Here is an 18,567-nt window from a genome sequence, read left to right as displayed (position 1 = left end):
CGAACAGGACACCCACTCTCAGCCGCAAGAGAACAGGATGAAAGAGAACAGGACACCCACCCTCAGGAAGAGAGAGAAGAGGACACCCACTCTCAGCACCAGGCCGAAGAGGAAAATAAGGAAGATGAGAAAAGGAGACCCACTTGTGAGAAAAGGACACCCACCCGATGGCACTATGTTTCATGACTTGGCTCCTGGCGTCGCTTTGGGCTCTTTGGGCTCGGCTGGCATGGCCAGGGGAGCAAGCAGGAAGGAGAAGAGGACACCCACGCTCAGCACCAGCCCGAAGCTGGCGATGGCCTGGGTATGACTCAGGGCCAGCAGACCGAAGGCCAGCTGTGTGGTCAGATTGGCTAGCAGTACCGCCAATAGCGTGGCCAACTGCCGCTCCTGACGCTGGGCGCGCGCTTCCGGGGTCTGACTCGCGTGGTGGCGGCCATCACCCTGACTGCTATGCGCAAAGAAGAGACCGTAATCGATACCTATGCCGAACACCAGACTCATGGCCAGGAGGCTGAAGAGGGTGAAAGGCCAGCCACAGAAGCCCAGTACCGCCGCCGAGAGCATCAGGGCTATACCATTGGCCAGCAGCATGCGGCCCGTGGTAGACCATCCCAGCTTGTGTACCAGCAGCGCCGCCGAGAGCAGCCCCCCCAGCAACAGCAGCCCCCCCAGCAAGAGGCGATAACGGGCGAAGAGCTGGCTCCACTCCTGCCGCTTATCCTGCCAGTGGACCCCCGCCAACCCCTGGGTCGCCGCCTGCAGCTGGCTGGCATCCCTGACGCCGCTCACCGGCACCAGTATCGCTACCTCACCCCGCGCGTTGCCAAGCCAAAGCAGCCGCAACCCCTCACTCACCGAGCTGGCAAGCCATGCCTCTGGCGTCAGGAGCGCGAAGGGCGGTACCTGAGCCGCTATAGTTATGCCCGCCTGGCGCAACTTAGCCAGCACCTGGGGCTGCAGTTGACTCAACGCCTGATGATGGGCGCGCTGCCGGGCCGCCGAGGGCAGGCTGTCACTCACGAGCCGATAGTCGGCTATCACCGCCTGCTGCCGGAGTGGGGCCAACCGCTGGCCCAAGGCCTCCAGTCGCTGCAACGCCTGCTCGCTATTTTTCCCAACGACCAGAAAACCGGTGAGCTCACCACTCTGGCCCGTGAGCCTGGCCACTTGCTGATCCTGGGCCTGCAACGCCCCAGGCAGCGGCTGCAGGCGACGGATGTCATCGTCCACCTGCAAGCGCAGCAGCCCGGCGCCCGCCACCAGCAGTAGCAGCAGGGGCAAGCCCTGGCGCAACAAACGACTCTGGCGCCACCAACTGAGCCAGCCGACCAGGGCTCGCCGCCAGGGGATGGGACGACTGGGCATCTTGCCCACCAGCAGGGGAAACCAGCAGAAGAGAGTGATAAAAGAGCCGATGAGCCCGGCCAGCGAAAAAACCGCCATCTGCTGCAGGCCGGGGAACGGCGCCAGCCAGAGCAGCAGATAGGCCAGCAGCGTAGTCAGCAGTGCCAACAACAAAGGCTGGCGCAGCCGCAGCGCCGTGGCCAGCGGCGTCTCCTCCTCCCCATGCAAGCGCCGCTCACTCAGGTAGTGCAGAGAGTAGTCATCCGAGATGCCGATGAGGCTGGTGCTGATCACCAGGGTGAAGAGGTGAATCTGGCCAAAGCAGAGCAGGACAGCCAACAGGCCACACACCATACCCACAGCCAAGGGCAGCAGGCAGAGCAGCAGGGGGCGCCAGCCACGGAACACCCACCAGATCAGCAGCATCACCCCCAGCAGGGACCCTAGCCCTATGGTGGAGATATCCGCCTTGGCGAGCTGTGCCGCATGATCGCTGTAGTAGAGCGTCCCGCGCCGCAACAGCTCACTGCCGGGGAATCGACTCTGCAGTTCCTGCTCCCGCTGCGCCAGCTGGCTCACTAGCTCATGCCCTGCCGCCATGTCGAAGGCCGACCCCTTGAGCTCGGCGCGCAACAGATACCAGTCACGCCCCCCCGCATCTCGACTCACCAGCCAACCCCCCTGCTGACGCAGCGGGCCCGAGAGTTGCCCCTGCAGCGCGGCTCGGGTCAGCAGCAGAGGATCGGCCTGCCACTCGGCGGGGCTGACGCCGGCAAAAGGGGAGTAGATCTGCCCCAGCACCCACTGGCTCCATACCGCCGCCCCCTGGCTCAGACGCTGTTGACTCTTCTCATCCAGTCGCTGATAGCGAAACGCCTGCAGATAGTGACGCCAGGCTTGGGGGTCTACCTGATCCGCCCCCCGGCTATGTTGCAGGCCGGTGAGCTCGTTTAGCTGTTGCTGCCACCAACTGGCTGCCGTAGCACCGGATTCTCCGGCGGGCAGGCTGACAAGCCAGAGCAGTTGCCGATCCAGCCGCTGGCTTAACTGCGCCTGCCACTGAGGATCCCGATCCAAGGCCTCCTCTTGGGGCAGCAGCGCCATCACGCTGCTATTGAGCGGACGCTGGGGCAAGAGCCAGAGCAGAGCCGCCGTCAGTAACAGGGAAACCAGCAACCAACCCCAGGCCAACTGCCGCCAGCGACGGCGTAATGGGGGAGAGTCTGGCAACGCAGTGGTGATCTCAGGGGGCAAAACGGCGTTGCTCGACATCACTCAACTCGACTGGGTTGGGGAGCACAGGGGTAAAGGTCAGCCGGGTGGTATCCCCTTGCCGATCGCGTATGGTGAGCCGATCCAGACTCTGAGCCCCGGCCAGCTCCAGGGATAAAAAGATCTGATTGAGCGGAGCCTGCTTGGGGGTGAGCAAGAGTTGCCAGCCCCCTTCACCCGGGGTAAAGCCGAGCTCGAACTGGCGGGCGAGTACCTGGGTGTCGGAACGAAATAGACTCAGCAGCAGGTGGCTGAACTCGAAGAGCTGGGGGTTGGCCTGCGCCGTGATGACCTCGGCCGGTTGCCCCGCCAACTGCTGCACCAGACGGCTATCATCCAGCAGTAGCATGAGCTCAAAGGGCTGCAGCTGATGCCACCACAGCCCCTTGCGCTGGGAGAAGAGCAGCTCGCCACTGGAGAGCAGAGGCGCCGCCAGACCCGCCACCTGTTTCTCCTGGCGGAAGTGGGCTCGCAGCGTCGGCACGGCTGCCAACTGCTGCTGCAACTGGGCCAACGTCTGCGGCACCCCAGCCTGGCTCGACGCCTGGGCTTGCACCAGACCGCAGAGGCCAAACAGCAGAAAACAAACCGGGCGCAGCAGCGCCGAAGGTTGAAACCGCCGAGACCAGCTCATGAGGCCACACCCAGCTTCTGCAGCAGAATGGGGGGGGAAGCCAGCCGCATCTCGCCGCTGGCCTGCTCCACCGCCACCTGAATGGTGTAGCCCTTGCACAGGCGAACCCCGCTGGCGGCGTCCACTATCTCGTAGTCGATGCGCAGCCGGTACTCATACTCCTTGAGCCGGGCCACCACCCGCACCCTCTGCTCGAACTTCAGCGGGGCGATAAATTTCAGCCGGGTATCGATGATGGGCCAGAGAAAACCTGACGCTTCCATCTGCCGATAACCATACTCGAACTGCTTGAGCAGGACACAACGGGCCAGCTCCAGGTAGCGGAAGTAGTTGCCATGCCAGACCACCCCCATGGAGTCCACATCGTGGAAGGGGATCTCCAGCTCTATACTGGCTTCAGGCCATTGCCATTCACTCATCGCAATCCCCTCTCGACCAATGCGGCCGTCAATGCTGGCACCACATCTCCAGCTCTATGCTTGCCGATCTTGGGCCACTGCCATTCACTCATGCTCACCCCCGGCTCTTGCGGCCATCTCTTCGCGGTAAAGCGGCCAACTGGCTTGCTGTATGGTGGCGATCAGCTGACGTAGCTCCGCCTCCAGGGCTCTATCCTCTACCAGCGGCGGGCTGATGGCCCGCACCTGGCACAGGCTCTGTTGCAACGAAGCGGCCAGACGCGCCGGGCTGGCCCCCTCCAGCGCCAGGCGCTGCTCCACCCCTTGCGTGGCCGCCAGTAGCGCCGCCGCCGCCACCTGCTCGGTGAGTTGCAATACCCGCAAACAGTCCCGGGCGGCTATGGTGCCCATGCTCACCTTATCCTGGTTGTGACACTCGGTGGAGCGGGAGAAGATGCTGGCGGGCAGGGTCAACTTCAACGCCTCGGCGGTCCAGGCGGAGGCGCCTATCTGCAGCGCCTTGAAGCCGTGGTTGATGGCCCGGCGCGCGCCCTGAGCCCCCGTCAGGTTACCAGGCAGCCCCTTGTTAAATTTCACATCCACCAGTTGCGCCAACTGCCTATCCAGCAGATCGGCCAGATTGGCCACCGCCGTCTTCATGCTATCCATGGCCATGGCGATATGGCCGCCGTAGAAGTGGCCGCCATGCATCACATGCTCCTCTTCGCCATCGATGAGCGGGTTGTCATTGGCGCTGTTGAGCTCGTTCTCTATCATCTGGCGCCACCAGGGCAGGCTGTCCGCCACCACCCCGATGACGTGAGGGGCGCAGCGCAGCGAATACCTGTCCTGCAGCCTGTCGCTCTGCCGCGGAAGTTCACCGGCCTGCAGATCGGCCCGTAACCAGGCGGCGATCTGCTGCAACCCGGGGTGTGGCTTGGCGGCAAAGAGCCTGGCATCAAAGTGGAAGGGGTTACCCGCCAGCGCCTCACACATCAGGGCCGTGATGCGGGTCGACAGCCGCATCAGATAGTCGCAGCGGGCATAGGCCAGACAAGCCAGTGCCGTCATCACAGATGTGCCGTTCATCAACGCCAGCCCCTCCTTGGGACGCAGCGCCAGCGGCGTCACCCCCAGTTCGGCATACACGTCCGCCGTCAGGCGCAGTTGCCCGCGCCAGAAGAGCTCCCGCTCTCCCACCAGCACAGCCGCCACATAGGAGAGGGGCGTCAGATCGCCGCTGGCCCCCACCGACCCCTCTTCGGGAATGCGCGGCAAGAGATCCTGGGCCAGCAACCACTGCAGCCGAGTGAGCAGAGTCCAGCTCACCCCGGAGACCCCCTGCACCAGGGAGTTGAGGCGCGTGACCAGCACGGCCCGGGTCGCCTCCAGGCTCAGATCGGCCCCCAGACCACAGCCGTGAAAACGGGTCAGATGCAGGGGCAGCTCGGCCACCAGCTCGGGCGGTATCCCCTGCACCACTGAGTCACCATAGCCTGTGGTCACCCCGTAGATCACCCCCTCCTCAGCCAGCAGGCGATCGAGAAAATCCGCGCCGCGCTGGATGCGGGCGGCAAACTCGGGGGCATCATTGAGCCTGGGCCGGGCCTGGCCATGGGCCAGCGCCACCACCTCTTCTATGGTCAACCAGCCGGCCCCCAGGGTCACGGTAGCAAAAGCGTCAGTCTGTGGAGTCATCGGATAAGTGCCAGAAATCAAAGAAGTTAAACCAATCCAGCGGCGCCTTGAGGCAGTGATGCTGCAACCGCTCGGCATAGCGCTGCACCAGTTGCTGCAGTGCCGCCTCCCGCCCGCGCCGGGGCAGCGTCAGCCCCTCGGCGAAGGGCTCGAAATAGACACGAAACTGGTCCCGCTCCCGCAGGCCAAAGAGCAAGTAGACAGGCGCATCCAGCACACAGGCCAGGGCGAAAGGGCCTTGAGGAAAGGGGGCTGGTGCCCCGAGAAAATCAGCCCACACCACCTTGCGCTCCCGGGTGACTGAGGTGCGATCCCCCACCAGCACCACCCACTCCCCCGCCTCCAGCTTGCTCTTGAGCAAGATGGCGGTGCCGGGGCCCAGCTCGGTCACAGGAATGAGATTGAGGTTGGCCTGGGTGTTGGCGGCCTTGAGCAGCCGATTGAAGCGCTCGGCATGCTGGGTGAAGACCAGGGCATTGATGGTCACCTGCCCCATGGCTGTCCCCAGGGCGCGGCAGAGTTCCAGATCCCCCAGGTGGGAGCCCAGGATCAGCGCCCCCTGCCCACTGGCCTGCAGCAAGCGCGGGCGGGCCTCATCCATAAACTCCACCTGCTGGGGGCGGATCTCGCCCCGCCAGCCCGCCAGCTTGTCGAGCATGGCCTCACCAAAGCGCAGGAAGTGACGAAAGCTGGAGCGGGGCTCGGCAGGCAGGGCCAACCCCTGGGCGGTGGCGAACTGCTCCAGCCGCGCCAGATAGGCCGCAGAGGCCCGACGCTGGGCTCGCCCCGTGAGCCAGAAATAGCCGATCACCGGGTAGAGGAAGAGACGAAAACCCGGTTGCCCCAGGGTGTCATAACACCAGAGCATGAAGTTGAGCCCCCACTGGGCCCCTCGCTCCGGGGTGCGTGACCAGTGGGGCCTGCGCTGCCAGCACAGGCTGGGCAGGGCCAGTAAGCGCTCGCAGACCAGACGGGTATGCAGCCAGGAGATGCGCAGATTATCGCGCCAGAGCTGGAAGTGGGAGAGGCCATCGGCCGGGTAACTGACCTGGGTCGGGACGAAACGCACCGCCACCCCTGCCCAGTGCAACCGCACCATCACCTCGATATCAAAGTCCATGCGCCGCCCCCGCACCCTGGGCAGCAATGCCAGGGTCGCGGCCAGCGGATAGACCCGAAAGCCGCACATGCTGTCCTGAATATCCAGGCTGCAGGTCTCGATCCACACCCAGATATGGGTGATGTAACGGCCATAGCGGCGCCCCTTGGGCGCCGAGGCATCGTAGTGGGGGGCACCGGAGATGAGCGCCTGGGGGTGCACTTGGGCCTCCGCCAGCAGGCGCGGCAGATCGGCCAGCTCATGCTGGCCATCGGCATCCAGCTGCAGAGCATGGCTAAATCCCAGCTCGGCCGCCCGCTGCAGCCCGGTGATGACCGCCCCCCCCTTGCCCTGATTCACATGATGGCGCACCAGCGTCAGCCAGGGGTAACGCGCCGCCGCCTCGGCCAGCAGCTGGGCTGTGGCCGCTTCGCTGCCATCATCGACCACCACACAGGGCAGCACCTGCCCCTCAACGCCTTGATCCAGGTGTGCCAGGGTCGCTATCAGAGTAGCGCCGTGGTTGTAACAGGGGATCACCAGGCAGGGACGAAACTCGCTCATAGTTTGATCCGCCCGGAGCTTGCGGGCTCATCGCCCAGCAGATAGGTGAAGTGCAACTTGCCGGTGACCGGCTGCCAGAGCAGCTGCAGTGTGGCCATAGTCGCCGGACGCAGGGGCTGCTGGAATTTCACCATCTCCATACCGGCAAAGGTGCCCTGCACCCCCAGCAACTGCTGGGCATAGTGGATGGCCAGGTGGATCTGCACCACCCCCGGCAGCAGAGGCGCCTGGGGAAAGTGACCCTGAAACCAGAGCAGTTTGGGATCCAGCCAGAGGGCCAGCGTCAGCCGCTGACTCTCCCCCTCCGCCTGTTGGTGCTGTTCGCGGATCGGCGGCCAGCGCAACGGCTCGGCTGCAGCAGAAGTAGCATGTGAGAGTGGCTGCGCTCTGTCGGGATCAAGAGGCAACTCCTGCAGACAGAGGGCTTTCAATTCGGCATAGGCCAGCTTGCCCTGACTGTTGCGCGGCAGCGCCGCCAGGGGGCGCACGCGGCGCGGCAGGGCCACAGGCTCCAGCCAGGAGCGCAGGCTTTGGCGCAGCGCCAGCAGAAAACGCCCGGCGCCCAAGGTGTGCCACTGATGTTCCCCTTCGGGGGTCAGCACCAGGGCCGCCGCCAGCAGATCGCGATTGGCCAGAGTCAGGGGCACGGCGGCCGCCTCCGCCACCCAGGGGGAGGCCCGTAGCCGCAGCTCCACCTCATCTAACGAGATGCGCTTCTCCGCCAGCTTGATCAGCCGATCCTGACGCCCGACCAGGGCAAATCCCGAGTCACTCAGGGCAACCCGATCCGAGGTGGACCACCACGCCTCCGAGTCCAGAAAAGGGGAGCGGATGAGCAGCGTCCCCTGCTCATCCTGGCAAGTCTCGACCCCCGGGAAGGGACGCCAGAGGGCCTCACGGCTCTGAGCCTGGCGCGACACTGTATCAGCCTGTCTCCAGGCTGTTTCGGCCTGTCGCCAGGCAATGCCCCCCGTCTCGCTGCTGCCGTAGATCTCCACCGGCCACTGGCCATAGAGTTGCTGGCTCAACTGCGCCGCACCATGAGGCAAAGGGCCACCCGAGGAGAAGATGTGGTGACAGTCGGCCACCGGCAGCTCAGGGTCCAATCTGGCCAGGAAGGCGGGGGAGCTGACGAACAGCCAGGGTTGAGCGGGATGCTGAGCCCGCCAGCGACTCAGCTGTTCCGGGTACTCCACCGTTTCCGCCACAAAGGGGATACCGGCGCACAGGGGCAACAGAATACGAAACAGCAGGCCGTAGATATGTTGATGGCTGACGCTGGCCAACAGCGCACTCTGGCTGGCTGAGCTGAGCGAGGCCTGCCAGAGTTCGGCCTGAACGCGCACCTCGGCCTCCAACTGCTGCAGCCCCTTGTGGATGGCCTTGGGCTCACCGGTGGAGCCGGAGGTGAAGAGGGTCAGCGTCAGCCCCTGCCATGCCGGAAGCGGGACATCCACCCTCGCATCCCAAGGCTGTTGAGCCGTCGCCCCGGCCACCAACCAGGCCGACGGGCCCAGGTCATTGACCAACTGGGGTATATCGGTGAGCACACCATCGAAATGGGCCGAGAGCTCGGCCAGCTGGGCCGCCCTGTTATGGCCGGGCAGCACAGCGTGACAGCCCCCATGAGCGCAGGCCAGCAGGGCCACGGTGAAGCGGTAGCTCTCCTGATAGCAGAGGGCCCAACGGCGACCCGGCTGGGCCTGCAACCAGTGGCTTAATGCGGCGACATCCCGCCGCAGTTGTTGCAGCGTCAACGGGCGGCCCGCCAACCAGGCTATGGGGTAATCATCCTGGCGCAACGCCAGCAACTGGGAGAGAGGCAACAGATTCAACATGGCGAATCCTCGCTGCATTGTCCATCATGACTCAGGCGAGCCTGCACCCGCCGTCGAACCAGCCACTCGCCTGCCATCAGGGTGGCCAGCAAGAGGTAACTGAGCAGACCGTTATAGAGGCTCCAGAGGGCCATATCGCCCCACAACACAGTGGCTAGCGCCAGCGTACCGTTGAGCAGGAAGAAGCCGCACCAGATCTGAGTGACCCGGCGGGTATAGGGGATAGCCGCCGCAGGCAATTGCGGATCTTGCAGACGCGCCAACCGTTCAACCAGAGAGCGCGGCTGCCCCAGGCTCCAGGCAAAGAGTGCCAGTAGCAGCAGGTTGACCACCACCGGGTAGTAGAGCAGCCAGAGCGGATCGCGACACAGCAGAGTAAGCAGAGTGAGCGCCACTCCCACACCCGCCAGGGTACGACCCAGCCAGAGCCATTCGCGCAATTTCGGGGAGGCGCCGGGCCAGAAGCGCAGGGCAAACAACCCCAGCAGGATCAGCGCCCAGCCTGAGCCGCCATGGCTGATCCCCAGGTAGACCAGGAAGGGATAGAGCAGCAGCCCCAGGGCGGCCACCATGGTCAGCAGGTGCCGCATCACTGCTCGGCAAGCAGCTTGGCCAAAGCATCGACCACATCGGCCACGGTACGCACCGTCTTGAAGGTTTCCGGCTTGATCTTGTTACCGGTCAGCTTCTGCAACCGCACCACCAGATCGATGGCATCTATGCTGTCCAGCTCCAGATCCTGATAGAGGTGGGCTTCCAGCGTGACGGCCTCAGCATCCAGTTCAAACAGCTCCACCAGCGCGGCCTGTACCTCAGAGAAGATCTCCTGTTGATTCATGATTAGGCTCCTGGCGTTATGCGCGAGATGGGGCTTGAGATGCGACGAAGGCGGCCAAGGCGGCCACAGAGGCGAAATGACGACGGGTCTGCTCATCATCGGCCGCCAACACCAGGCCATATTTGCCCTTGATGGCCAGACCCAACTCCAGGGCATCTATGCTGTCGAGCCCCAGCCCGGCGCCAAACAGGGGGGCGTCGCTCTCGATATCCTCCGGGGTCAGCCCCTCCAGATTCAGGCTATCGATAATCAGTTGTTTGATCTCTTGTTGTAGTGTGCTCATCAGGCTTTCCATGCAACACCCCACTCGCAGGGAGCAGGGCCTGTGTTAAAAATTCGGTCAACTGCCGCGCCGCCACCGAAGGTGCCACGCGCAAAAATGGGGCTACCGCCACCTTATCCCCGATCATGACATGAAAATGGGGCTTACGAGTCGGAATATGATACCAAGACTCCTGTTTGGTGAGGGTGCTCGGCTGGCAGAGTATGTGCGCCAGACGCAGATCCGCGCCACACCGTACCGCTATATTGGCCGCCCCGCGCTGCAAACGCAGCGGCTGGCCCGGCGTGGTGCGGGTGCCCTCGGGGAAGATAAGCAGCAGGCCACCGGCTGCCAGTCGCTGCCGACACGCCGCCAGCAGCTGCTCGCCCTCGCCATTCGGCAGATACCCCGCGGCCCGGATCACCCCGCCAAAGCAGGGGTGCTGCCAGAGCGCCTGCTTCACTATGCAGTCACAGCGCGGAGCCACCGACGCCAGCAGCACATAGTCGATGAGGCTGGGGTGGTTGGCCACCAGCAGAGAGCCCCCATCCAGAGCCAGCCGCTCGGCCCCCTCGATCTTGTAACTCATGACCCCCAGCCCGGAGAGCACCCCCAGAAAGAAGCGAAAGCTGTGGCGGATGGTCCCCTGCGCCAGCTCCCGGCGCCTGGCTTGGCTACGGCAAGCCAGACGCAGCCAGGGAAACCACGCCAGGGTCAGCAGCAGGGCACCCACCCCGAACAAGCCGAAACTGAAGGCGGTGGCCAACAGGCGCCATAAGCGGTTCATGAGGCGGCACATGACCAGAGCGGGCTCCGGCGACCGGGCAAACGTATGCTGGCTTGCCCCAACAGGTATTGGCGCCAGAAACTCAGGGCCTGGTTGCCTTCAGTCGGCTCAGTCGCCTCACTCCCCAGGTAACGCCACTGCTCACCCGCCTCCAGCACCAGAGCCAAGGCATGGGCTGGCTCGTGCTCGGGCTGCCAGGATCCATAAAACGCGGGCAGTTGCCCCTCAAAGTAGAGCAGCAAGATCCGCCCGGATTCGACACTCAGGGTGGCACAGGCCTCCAGCAGGCCCGCCTGAAAGCTATTGGCTCCCGCCGCGAGCGAAGCGGCTGGCAGCGCTGCCTCACCCACTATGGTGAGCAGGCCAGCCACCGTATTGTGTACCGACATGGAGAAGTCGGTGGGCGACAGGGGCTGCTGGGCGACCAACTGCTGTAACAGGGTAAAGGTGCGAGCCAGCTCCCCATGACGGCTGACGCAGAGCAAACGGCAGGGTTGCCACGTCTGGATCAGGGGCAGGGCCAGTTGCAACGCCAGACGCGCATCCTGGCTCAGACGGCGAGCCGTCATGGCCGGTATGGCCGGGGTGGCAGGCATAGGCGCCACAGGCCAGAGCCCACTCTGGGCCCAGCGCAACCAGGCCTCCCGCTCACTCAAGCCAGGGGCCAGCGCATCCATCTCCAGCAGAGAAAACGAGGCGGCCATATCTACTCCCTTTACACCCAACAGACTCGCCGGCTCCCGCCTCTGGCGCTATATGCTACACATCATACAAGCTGTTACACCGCCAGACCATGCGGTAAGCCGACTACGATTCGGCTAATCCGCCTCGCAGGCGCCCAGTTGAAAGAGATAGCGATTACCACCAATACTGCTATCATTTACAAATCGTTACAAACAAAACATCATATATATCAAATAGATTAACACGGGGATGAGATGAAAAAGCTGACGCTGTGCTCCATACTGCTCGGCACGCTGTTGCTGACGAGTTGTGCCACCTATCAACCCATACTCAACATCAAACAAGAGCCGGTGACTCAGACTCTAAGCCAAAAACAGGTGGAGAAAGCCATACTCATGGGCGGCCTGCAAAAAGGCTGGACCATGAAGGTGACGCAACCAGGCCTCATCCGCGGCACCATCACAGTTCGCACTCATCAGGCCACCATAGATGTGCCCTATACTGACAAGGACTTCTCCATCCAGTACGTGAGCAGCGTTGGACTGAATGACAATGGCAAGGGCACCATTCATCGCAATTACAACAAGTGGATCACCCTATTGGATCAAGCCATTCGCATCGAGCTGACTGGCGCCGTCACCATTCCATAATAGTGCAGCATGAGCCGGGGGGATGCGCCCTCACCAAGGAGTCTTGCGTGTCACAACCACACCAAACCGCCAGCCTTTCGGCTCTGGAAGCCATCACAGAAGCCCAGAAGATCGCCTTCGCCCCCATGCTGTTTCAGGCCTGTTGGGCCCTGCGGGAAACCGGCCTGCTGGCCTATCTGGACGCCAATGCGCAAGGGGTCGCGATAGAGCAGGCCGCGACGGCTTGTCAGCTCACCCCCTACGCCGTGGGTGTCCTTTTCGACATGGGGATAAGTGGTCAGGTAATACGCCAGCAAGAGGCGCGCTATCTGCTGGATAAGGTGGGCCACTTCCTGCTGCATGACCCCATGACCCGCATCAACATGGAGTTCAGCCAGCATGTCTGCTACCAGGCCATGGGCCACCTGCTGGAAGCCATCCGCGAAGGCACACCGGCCGGGCTCAAGGTGTTTGGCGATTGGGCAACTATTTATCCGGCCCTGAGCCAACTGCCAGAGCCCGCCCGCCAGAGCTGGTTCGACTTTGACCACTTCTATTCGGATCGCGCCTTCAGCGAGGCTCTGCCTCATGTACTGGCGCTTAAACCTCGCCACCTCTATGACGTGGGGGGCAACACCGGCAAGTGGGCGCTGCGCTGTGCCGCCGCCGACCCACAACTGCAGATTACCCTGCTGGATCTGCCGGAGCAGTTGGCCCTGGCCCGGCAAAATATTGAGGCCGCCGAGCTGACGTCACGCATAGCCTGCCATAGCGTGGATCTGCTGCAGGCCCAGAGTCTACCCGGTGAAGCCGATCTCTGGTGGATGAGCCAGTTCCTGGACTGTTTCAGCCAGGAGCAGATAGTGGCAATACTGCGCCTCATCCGTCGCAGCATGAAGCCGGGGGCCAGGGTCGCCATTCTCGAGCTCTTCTGGGATCGTCAACCCTTTGCCGCCGCCAGCTTCAGCCTGAATGCCACCTCCCTCTACTTCACCGCCCTGGCCAACGGCAACAGCCGTTTCTACTCGGCCCAGGTGTTACTCGATTGCCTGGCGCAGGCGGGTTTTGTGCTGGAGCAGGAGATCAATAATATCGGCCGAGGCCATACCCTGTTGATTGCAGCGAGTTGCACATAGGCCTAGGGCTAACGAAAACCGCGTCGTCTCAGAGCCTAAAGAACCTCGGCAACCGGTCGAGGGCAGTCATCTTACGCTCTGCAGAGCGGCGCAGTGCATAATCGGGGCGGCCGGATGAATAAGAACCATGCGCACAGCGAAATGAGAATTAGTGTAACTACACTGATTAATAACCATTTTTCATCGATTTAGTCATCGGTTTATGATCCTGAATAAGTTTTGCTCACCTGCCCTCTGGCACCCTACGCCACACGTTAACCCTGCCCGACAGGCAGACATCAAAACCAGGGATTCCGGCCATGAGCCATTCAACGTGGAATAGAAAATCGCGCGCGGCGCTACTCTCCATCTGCTCGAATATCACCCTCATCATCATGAAGGTGATAGTTGGCGTCATCAGTGGCTCGGTCAGTATCATCTCCGAGGCCATCCACTCAGGCATGGATCTGGTGGCAGCCCTCATCGCCTTCTTCTCGGTGCGCAAGTCTGATGCCCCACCCGATGAGCGTCACCCCTATGGCCATGACAAGATAGAGAATGTCTCCGGCGTCATAGAGGCGGTACTCATCCTCATCGCCTCCGGCTGGATCATCATAGAGGCGGTGAAGAAGCTATTTAACCCTAGCGACATTGAAGGCATCAGCCTGGGTTTCATGGTGATGCTGGCCTCAGCCGCGGTAAACTGGATGGTCTCTGGCCACCTCTATCGTATCGCCAAGGAGGAGGACTCGGTCGCCCTGGCGGCCGATGCCCTGCACCTGAAGGCTGATGTGCTCACCTCCCTAGGGGTCGCGGCTGGACTGTTTGGCATTTGGGTTGCCAGCCACTTCGGTTATAACCTCTATTATCTGGATCCCGTGGTGGCGATTGGCGTGGCCATTTTCATCACCAAGGAGGCCATCGAAATGCTCAATCACGCCTTCCAACCCCTGGTGGATCACAGCCTGAGCGAGGAGGAGCTGGCCATCACGGCTCAGGTGATCCAGCAGTTCCGCCCGCAGAGCGATGGCTTCCACGACCTGCGCACCCGCCGCGCCGGGCGCCGCCGCCATATCGACTTCCACCTCACGCTGCCCCGGGATATGACAGTCGCCGAATCCCACACTATCTGTGATCAAATCGAGCGCGGCATAGAGGAGCGATTGCCCCATGCCGTAGTGCTTATTCATGTGGAGCCCGAAGGCCACCCCTGACGCAGCAGAAACAAACAGACCGCCCTCGGGGCGGTCCTCTTACCTTATTTTTAGGGGGACATATGGTCGCTTTGGGTCACTATCTGGATGAACAGGGTCGCTCGGCATTTCGCGTCTTCGCCCCGGAGCGGCAAGCGCTGGCGCTGTTACTCGAAGCCGAGCAACAGACTTATCCCATGACCCGGCAGGCCAATGGTCACTGGACACTGCAGCTACCGCAGCTGGCCGAGGGCAGCCGCTACCGCTTCGTCGTCGAGGGTAAGCCCTATCCGGATCCGGCCTCGCGCTGGCAGCCGGAGGGGGTGCATGGCCCCTCTGCCGTCTGTCACCCGCGCCGGGTGAATTCCCCTGGCTGGCGTAGTGTGGCCATAGAAGATGCCATCATCTATGAGTTGCATCTGGGCACCTTCACGCCAGAGGGCACCCTGGCCGCCGCCACCGGCAAGCTGCCCCATCTGCAGGCGCTGGGCATCACGGTGATCGAGCTGCTGCCCCTGGCCACCTTTCCCGGGACACGCAATTGGGGCTATGACGGCACCTACCTGTTTGCCCTGCAACCCAACTACGGTAGCTATGAGGATCTCGCCACCTTTATCGAGCAGGCCCATGAGCTGGGGATGGCCGTGATACTGGATGTGGTCTACAACCACTTCGGCCCCGAGGGTAACTACAGCGGGGTCTATGCTCCCTACACCAAACAGGCTGCCACCCCCTGGGGCGCCGCCATCAACTTCGATGGCGGCTATAGCGAGGGGATCCGCGCCTTCTACCTGGCTAACACCCGCTACTGGCTGGAAGAGATAGGCTTCGATGGCTTCCGCATGGATGCCGTCTCCCTCGTCTTCGACAGCTCACCCCGCCATATATTGCGGGAGATCACCGATCTGGCACGCAGCATAGGGGCCGCCGAAGGACGCGAAATCCTGATGATAGCCGAGCACCTGTGCAACGAGACCACGGTGACCAGCGAGCAGGGCTATGGCTACCACAGCCAGTGGAATGATGACCTCAACCACGCACTGTTTGCCTACCTGACGCCAGAGCGCAGCCGCCACTACGCCAGCTTCGGTGACTTCGCCGCCATAGTGAAGGGGCTGGAAGAGGGCTTCGTACTGGATGGCAGCCGCTTCGACTACCACAGCAACCGCAACAAGGGCACCAACAGCCGCCACACCCACCCCAGCGAACATGTGGTGCATATCCAGGATCATGATCAGGTGGGCAACCGCCCGCAGGGCGACCGGATGATCGCCACCTATGGTCGCGACAAGGCGCTGCTGGCCATCACCGCCATCATGGCCAGCCCCTATGTGCCCATGCTCTTCATGGGAGAGGAGTATGGCGAGACCGCCCCCTTCCTCTTCTTTGAGGCATTTGGGGATGAACGTCTGATCGCCGCCGTGAAAAAGGGCCGCAAGCGGGAGTTTGCCTTCAGCGGGGCTGAACCCCGGGATGCCCATGCCGAGGCGGCTTTTCTGGATTCCAAGCTGCAGTGGGAGCGGTTGGCCAGCAGTGAGGGGCAGAGCCTCTTTCGCTTCTATCAGGCGCTGATCGCCCTGAAGCGAGCCGGAAAACTCGGCCCCCGCGAGCGAAGCAAGATCGAGATCGCCAGTGATGAAGCGACCGGTGTCATCTGCCTGCGCACAGAGGAGAGCCTGACGCTGCTCAACCTGTCGGATCGGCATCAACAGGCCCTGCCCAGCGGGGCCTGGGCCCTGTGTTTAAGCAGCGATGAGCCGGGCACCGCCGGGGAACTCCCGCCCTACAGCGCCCATGTCTACCTGCGCATCACCGAGTAAAGCTCGCCCCCGGTCATAGAGGCCAAGCCTTGTCGAGCCACGATGAGGAGAGAGGATAAAAGCTTAGGGCCAGCCAATGCTGGCCCTTCTGCTTCTTGCCACTGGACACCCACTACATGAATGAAGAGCGTGAGAAGCGAATGCCACTGGACACCCACTTACGTGAATGCAGATTGGATGGATGCAGATTGGACACCCACATAAACGCTGACAGCGCCCAGCGCTAGCGGCAGGGGGAACCTTGTGTGAATACATGACGCTTCTGGTAATCTTGCTGCAGAAGCACGTTTTCAAATCGAGGTGGCAATGTGTTCCGATATTCGCTGGATACAGTGTTTTGACAATTATCAACGGGCGTTACAGACCTTAAGTCGGGCGGTGGCGCTGTCGGCAGAGCGTCCCCTCTCCGAGCTGGAGCAACAGGGAGTGATCCAGGTATTCGAGTTCACCCATGAGCTGGCCTGGAATATGTTGAAAGATTTTCTGGAGGCGCAGGGTATTGCTGGCCTGATTGGCTCGCGGGATGCCATTCGCACGGCGTTCAAAAACGGGCTGCTCCAGGAGGGAGAAACCTGGATGGAGATGATCAAGGCGCGCAATCTCAGCTCCCATACCTATCAACTGGAGCTGGCCAATCGTCTCGCCGCCGAGATTTTGCAGCGCTTCTATCCCGCCTTTGTGGCGCTGGAGCAGAAGATGCAGGAGTTGGTGCTAAGGGAAGCGCCGTGATGCGTTTTGGTCTGCCCGAGTCAGCCATTGCCAGGATCTGTGCCGTCTTTGCCGCTCACCCCGAGATCGAGAAGGCGGTGCTTTACGGTTCGCGCGCCAAGGGTAACTTCAAGCCGGGCTCCGATATCGACCTCACCCTCTATGGTTCCGGGCTGACTCACGCTCTGCTGCTGGATCTGCTGGTGGAGCTGGATGACCTGCTGCTGCCCTGGATGATCGATCTCTCCCTCTTTGCCAGCCTCAATCATCCTGCCTTGCAGGAGCATATCGAGCGGGTGGGTGAGGTGTTCTATCAACGGGGTGAATGAGATGGATACGCAGAGTAGGGCCAGCAGTTGCTGGCCCTTTGCATTTTAGCCTTATGCCAGTTCGGCGAACAGGCTGGCGAGGATGGCGGCGCCTTCGTCCAGCACTTCCATCTCTATGGTCAGCGGCGGCAGGAAGCGGATGACGTTGCCACGGGTGCCGCAGGAGAGCAGCAGCAATCCCTTTTCGGCAGCTTTGGCGCAGATGGCCTTGGTCAGGGCGGCGTTGGGCTTGTTGATATCGCCCTCCTCCACCAGCTCCAGGGCAATCATGGCACCCAGATTGCGGATATCGCCCACCAGCGCTGGATAGCTGGCGCGGATGCCCTGCAGATGCTTGACCAGGCGCTCGCCCACGGCCTGGGCGCGCTCGCACAGCTGCTCTTCGCGGATGGCGTTGATCACCGCCACCCCGGCGGTACAGCCCAGGGGTGAACCGGCGTAGGTACCGCCCAGTCCGCCCGGTTGCGGGTGATCCATGATCTCCGCCTTACCGGCCACGGCGGCGATGGGATAACCCCCACCCAGCCCCTTGGCCATGGTGACCAGATCCGGCTCGATACCGGCATATTCGTGGGCGAAGAACTTGCCGGTACGGGCAAAGCCGGTCTGGATCTCGTCACAAATCAGCAGTATCCCCTTCTCGTCACACAGGGCGCGCAGGGTTTGCAGGAAGCTGGCCGGTGCCGGGTAGAAGCCACCCTCGCCCTGGACGCACTCTATGATGATGGCCGCGACCCGGGCCGGATCGATATCGCACTTGAAGAGCTGGTTCAGGGCTTCCAGGCTCTGGGCCTCGGTGATCCCCAGCAGGGCATTGGGGTAAGGAATGCGGTGCAGCTCGGCCGGGAAGGGACCGAAGCCCGCCTTGTAGGGCTGCACCTTGCCGGTCAGTCCCATGGTCAGCAGGGTGCGACCGTGGAAGGAGCCGTTAAAGGTGATGACGCCGGAGCGACCTGTATAGGAGCGGGCTATCTTCACCGCGTTTTCCACCGCCTCGGCACCCGTGGTGACGAAGATGCTCTTCTTCGGCGTCGGGCCAGGCAGGGCGGCATTGATCTCTTCGGCCAGCGTCACCGCAGATTCATAAGGGTTCACCATCAGACAGGTGTGGGTGAAGCTCTCCACCTGCTCTTTCACGGCGGCGGTGACCTTGGGGTGGCAGTGGCCTGTGTTGACCACGGCGATGCCGCTACCAAAGTCGATATAGCGCTTGCCTTCCACATCCCACAGCTCGGCGTTTTTGGCGCGCTTGACGTAAACCTGATAGGCGTTGCCTTCACCGCGGGCGATGGCCTTGTCCTTGCGTTGTTGCAGTTCGCTGTTGTTCATACTCACTCCTTGTTGCTCCCTGG

Annotated in this window: 18 protein-coding genes; 6 read left to right on the top strand and 12 right to left on the bottom strand. The window is 62.4% G+C overall.

Annotated features, from left to right (window positions below; translation table 11 throughout):
• Positions 1-180 precede the first annotated feature (180 nt).
• From ACZYTD_RS03300 to ACZYTD_RS03250, 11 genes are all read right to left on the bottom strand, one after another.
• Positions 181-2,619 carry an MMPL family transporter gene (locus ACZYTD_RS03300; protein WP_463889163.1) on the bottom strand — a complete coding sequence of 813 codons (2,439 nt, stop codon included), beginning with the start codon at positions 2,617-2,619 and terminating at the stop codon, positions 181-183.
• A complete protein-coding gene (locus tag ACZYTD_RS03295; RefSeq protein WP_463889161.1) occupies positions 2,591-3,253 on the bottom strand; it encodes an outer membrane lipoprotein carrier protein LolA in 663 nt (220 codons plus the stop codon). The genes ACZYTD_RS03300 and ACZYTD_RS03295 overlap by 29 nt, the downstream gene beginning before the upstream one ends.
• Positions 3,250-3,672 (bottom strand): acyl-CoA thioesterase, encoded by a 423-nt coding sequence (locus tag ACZYTD_RS03290; protein ID WP_463889159.1) that lies wholly within the window; start codon positions 3,670-3,672, stop codon positions 3,250-3,252. Before ACZYTD_RS03290 ends, ACZYTD_RS03295 begins: the two co-directional genes overlap by 4 nt.
• A gap of 84 nt (positions 3,673-3,756) precedes the next feature.
• Positions 3,757-5,349: an HAL/PAL/TAL family ammonia-lyase gene (locus tag ACZYTD_RS03285; protein ID WP_463889158.1), complete on the bottom strand. Its 1,593-nt coding sequence runs from the start codon at positions 5,347-5,349 to the stop codon at positions 3,757-3,759.
• A complete protein-coding gene (locus tag ACZYTD_RS03280) occupies positions 5,333-7,012 on the bottom strand; it encodes a glycosyltransferase family 2 protein (RefSeq protein WP_463889156.1) in 1,680 nt (559 codons plus the stop codon). Before ACZYTD_RS03280 ends, ACZYTD_RS03285 begins: the two co-directional genes overlap by 17 nt.
• A complete protein-coding gene (locus ACZYTD_RS03275) occupies positions 7,009-8,850 on the bottom strand; it encodes an ApeI family dehydratase (RefSeq protein WP_463889154.1) in 1,842 nt (613 codons plus the stop codon). Before ACZYTD_RS03275 ends, ACZYTD_RS03280 begins: the two co-directional genes overlap by 4 nt.
• On the bottom strand, positions 8,844-9,440 hold the full coding sequence (locus ACZYTD_RS03270) for a COG4648 family protein (RefSeq protein ID WP_463889153.1): 597 nt from the start codon (positions 9,438-9,440) through the stop codon (positions 8,844-8,846). The genes ACZYTD_RS03275 and ACZYTD_RS03270 overlap by 7 nt, the downstream gene beginning before the upstream one ends.
• A complete protein-coding gene (locus ACZYTD_RS03265) occupies positions 9,440-9,688 on the bottom strand; it encodes an acyl carrier protein (RefSeq protein WP_463889151.1) in 249 nt (82 codons plus the stop codon). Before ACZYTD_RS03265 ends, ACZYTD_RS03270 begins: the two co-directional genes overlap by 1 nt.
• A gap of 16 nt (positions 9,689-9,704) precedes the next feature.
• Positions 9,705-9,971, bottom strand: a complete 267-nt coding sequence (locus tag ACZYTD_RS03260; protein WP_463889149.1) for a phosphopantetheine-binding protein — start codon at positions 9,969-9,971, stop codon at positions 9,705-9,707.
• Positions 9,928-10,737, bottom strand: a complete 810-nt coding sequence (locus ACZYTD_RS03255; RefSeq protein ID WP_463889147.1) for a lysophospholipid acyltransferase family protein — start codon at positions 10,735-10,737, stop codon at positions 9,928-9,930. Before ACZYTD_RS03255 ends, ACZYTD_RS03260 begins: the two co-directional genes overlap by 44 nt.
• Complete coding sequence (locus tag ACZYTD_RS03250) at positions 10,734-11,441, bottom strand: beta-ketoacyl synthase chain length factor (RefSeq protein WP_463889145.1); 708 nt, start codon at positions 11,439-11,441, stop codon at positions 10,734-10,736. Before ACZYTD_RS03250 ends, ACZYTD_RS03255 begins: the two co-directional genes overlap by 4 nt.
• 234 nt (positions 11,442-11,675) lie before the next feature.
• Between ACZYTD_RS03250 and ACZYTD_RS03245 the strand changes: the two genes are divergently transcribed.
• The 6 genes from ACZYTD_RS03245 to ACZYTD_RS03220 all read left to right on the top strand — a co-directional run bounded on the left by ACZYTD_RS03245 (position 11,676) and on the right by ACZYTD_RS03220 (position 17,215).
• Positions 11,676-12,071, top strand: coding sequence for a hypothetical protein (locus ACZYTD_RS03245; protein ID WP_463889143.1), 396 nt, complete (start codon positions 11,676-11,678; stop codon positions 12,069-12,071).
• Between the two features lie 47 nt (positions 12,072-12,118).
• A complete protein-coding gene (locus ACZYTD_RS03240) occupies positions 12,119-13,186 on the top strand; it encodes a methyltransferase (RefSeq protein WP_463889140.1) in 1,068 nt (355 codons plus the stop codon).
• A 299-nt stretch (positions 13,187-13,485) separates the two neighbouring features.
• Entirely contained in the window at positions 13,486-14,379 is an 894-nt protein-coding gene (locus ACZYTD_RS03235) for a cation diffusion facilitator family transporter (protein ID WP_463889137.1), read from the top strand.
• Positions 14,380-14,441: 62 nt separating this feature from the next.
• Positions 14,442-16,178 carry a malto-oligosyltrehalose trehalohydrolase gene (gene treZ, locus ACZYTD_RS03230; RefSeq protein WP_463889135.1) on the top strand — a complete coding sequence of 579 codons (1,737 nt, stop codon included), beginning with the start codon at positions 14,442-14,444 and terminating at the stop codon, positions 16,176-16,178.
• Between the two features lie 306 nt (positions 16,179-16,484).
• Positions 16,485-16,907 carry a nucleotidyltransferase substrate binding protein gene (locus ACZYTD_RS03225; RefSeq protein WP_463889133.1) on the top strand — a complete coding sequence of 141 codons (423 nt, stop codon included), beginning with the start codon at positions 16,485-16,487 and terminating at the stop codon, positions 16,905-16,907.
• A complete protein-coding gene (locus ACZYTD_RS03220) occupies positions 16,907-17,215 on the top strand; it encodes a nucleotidyltransferase domain-containing protein (RefSeq protein WP_463889671.1) in 309 nt (102 codons plus the stop codon). The genes ACZYTD_RS03225 and ACZYTD_RS03220 overlap by 1 nt, the downstream gene beginning before the upstream one ends.
• A gap of 51 nt (positions 17,216-17,266) precedes the next feature.
• On the opposite strand, the gene gabT is transcribed toward ACZYTD_RS03220, so the two are convergent.
• Positions 17,267-18,544, bottom strand: a complete 1,278-nt coding sequence (gene gabT / locus ACZYTD_RS03215) for a 4-aminobutyrate--2-oxoglutarate transaminase (RefSeq protein ID WP_463889131.1) — start codon at positions 18,542-18,544, stop codon at positions 17,267-17,269.
• Positions 18,545-18,567 lie beyond the last annotated feature (23 nt).

Source organism: Pseudaeromonas sp. HNCC25DJ180 (assembly GCF_055413345.1).
This window is presented reverse-complemented; position numbering and strand designations above follow the sequence as displayed.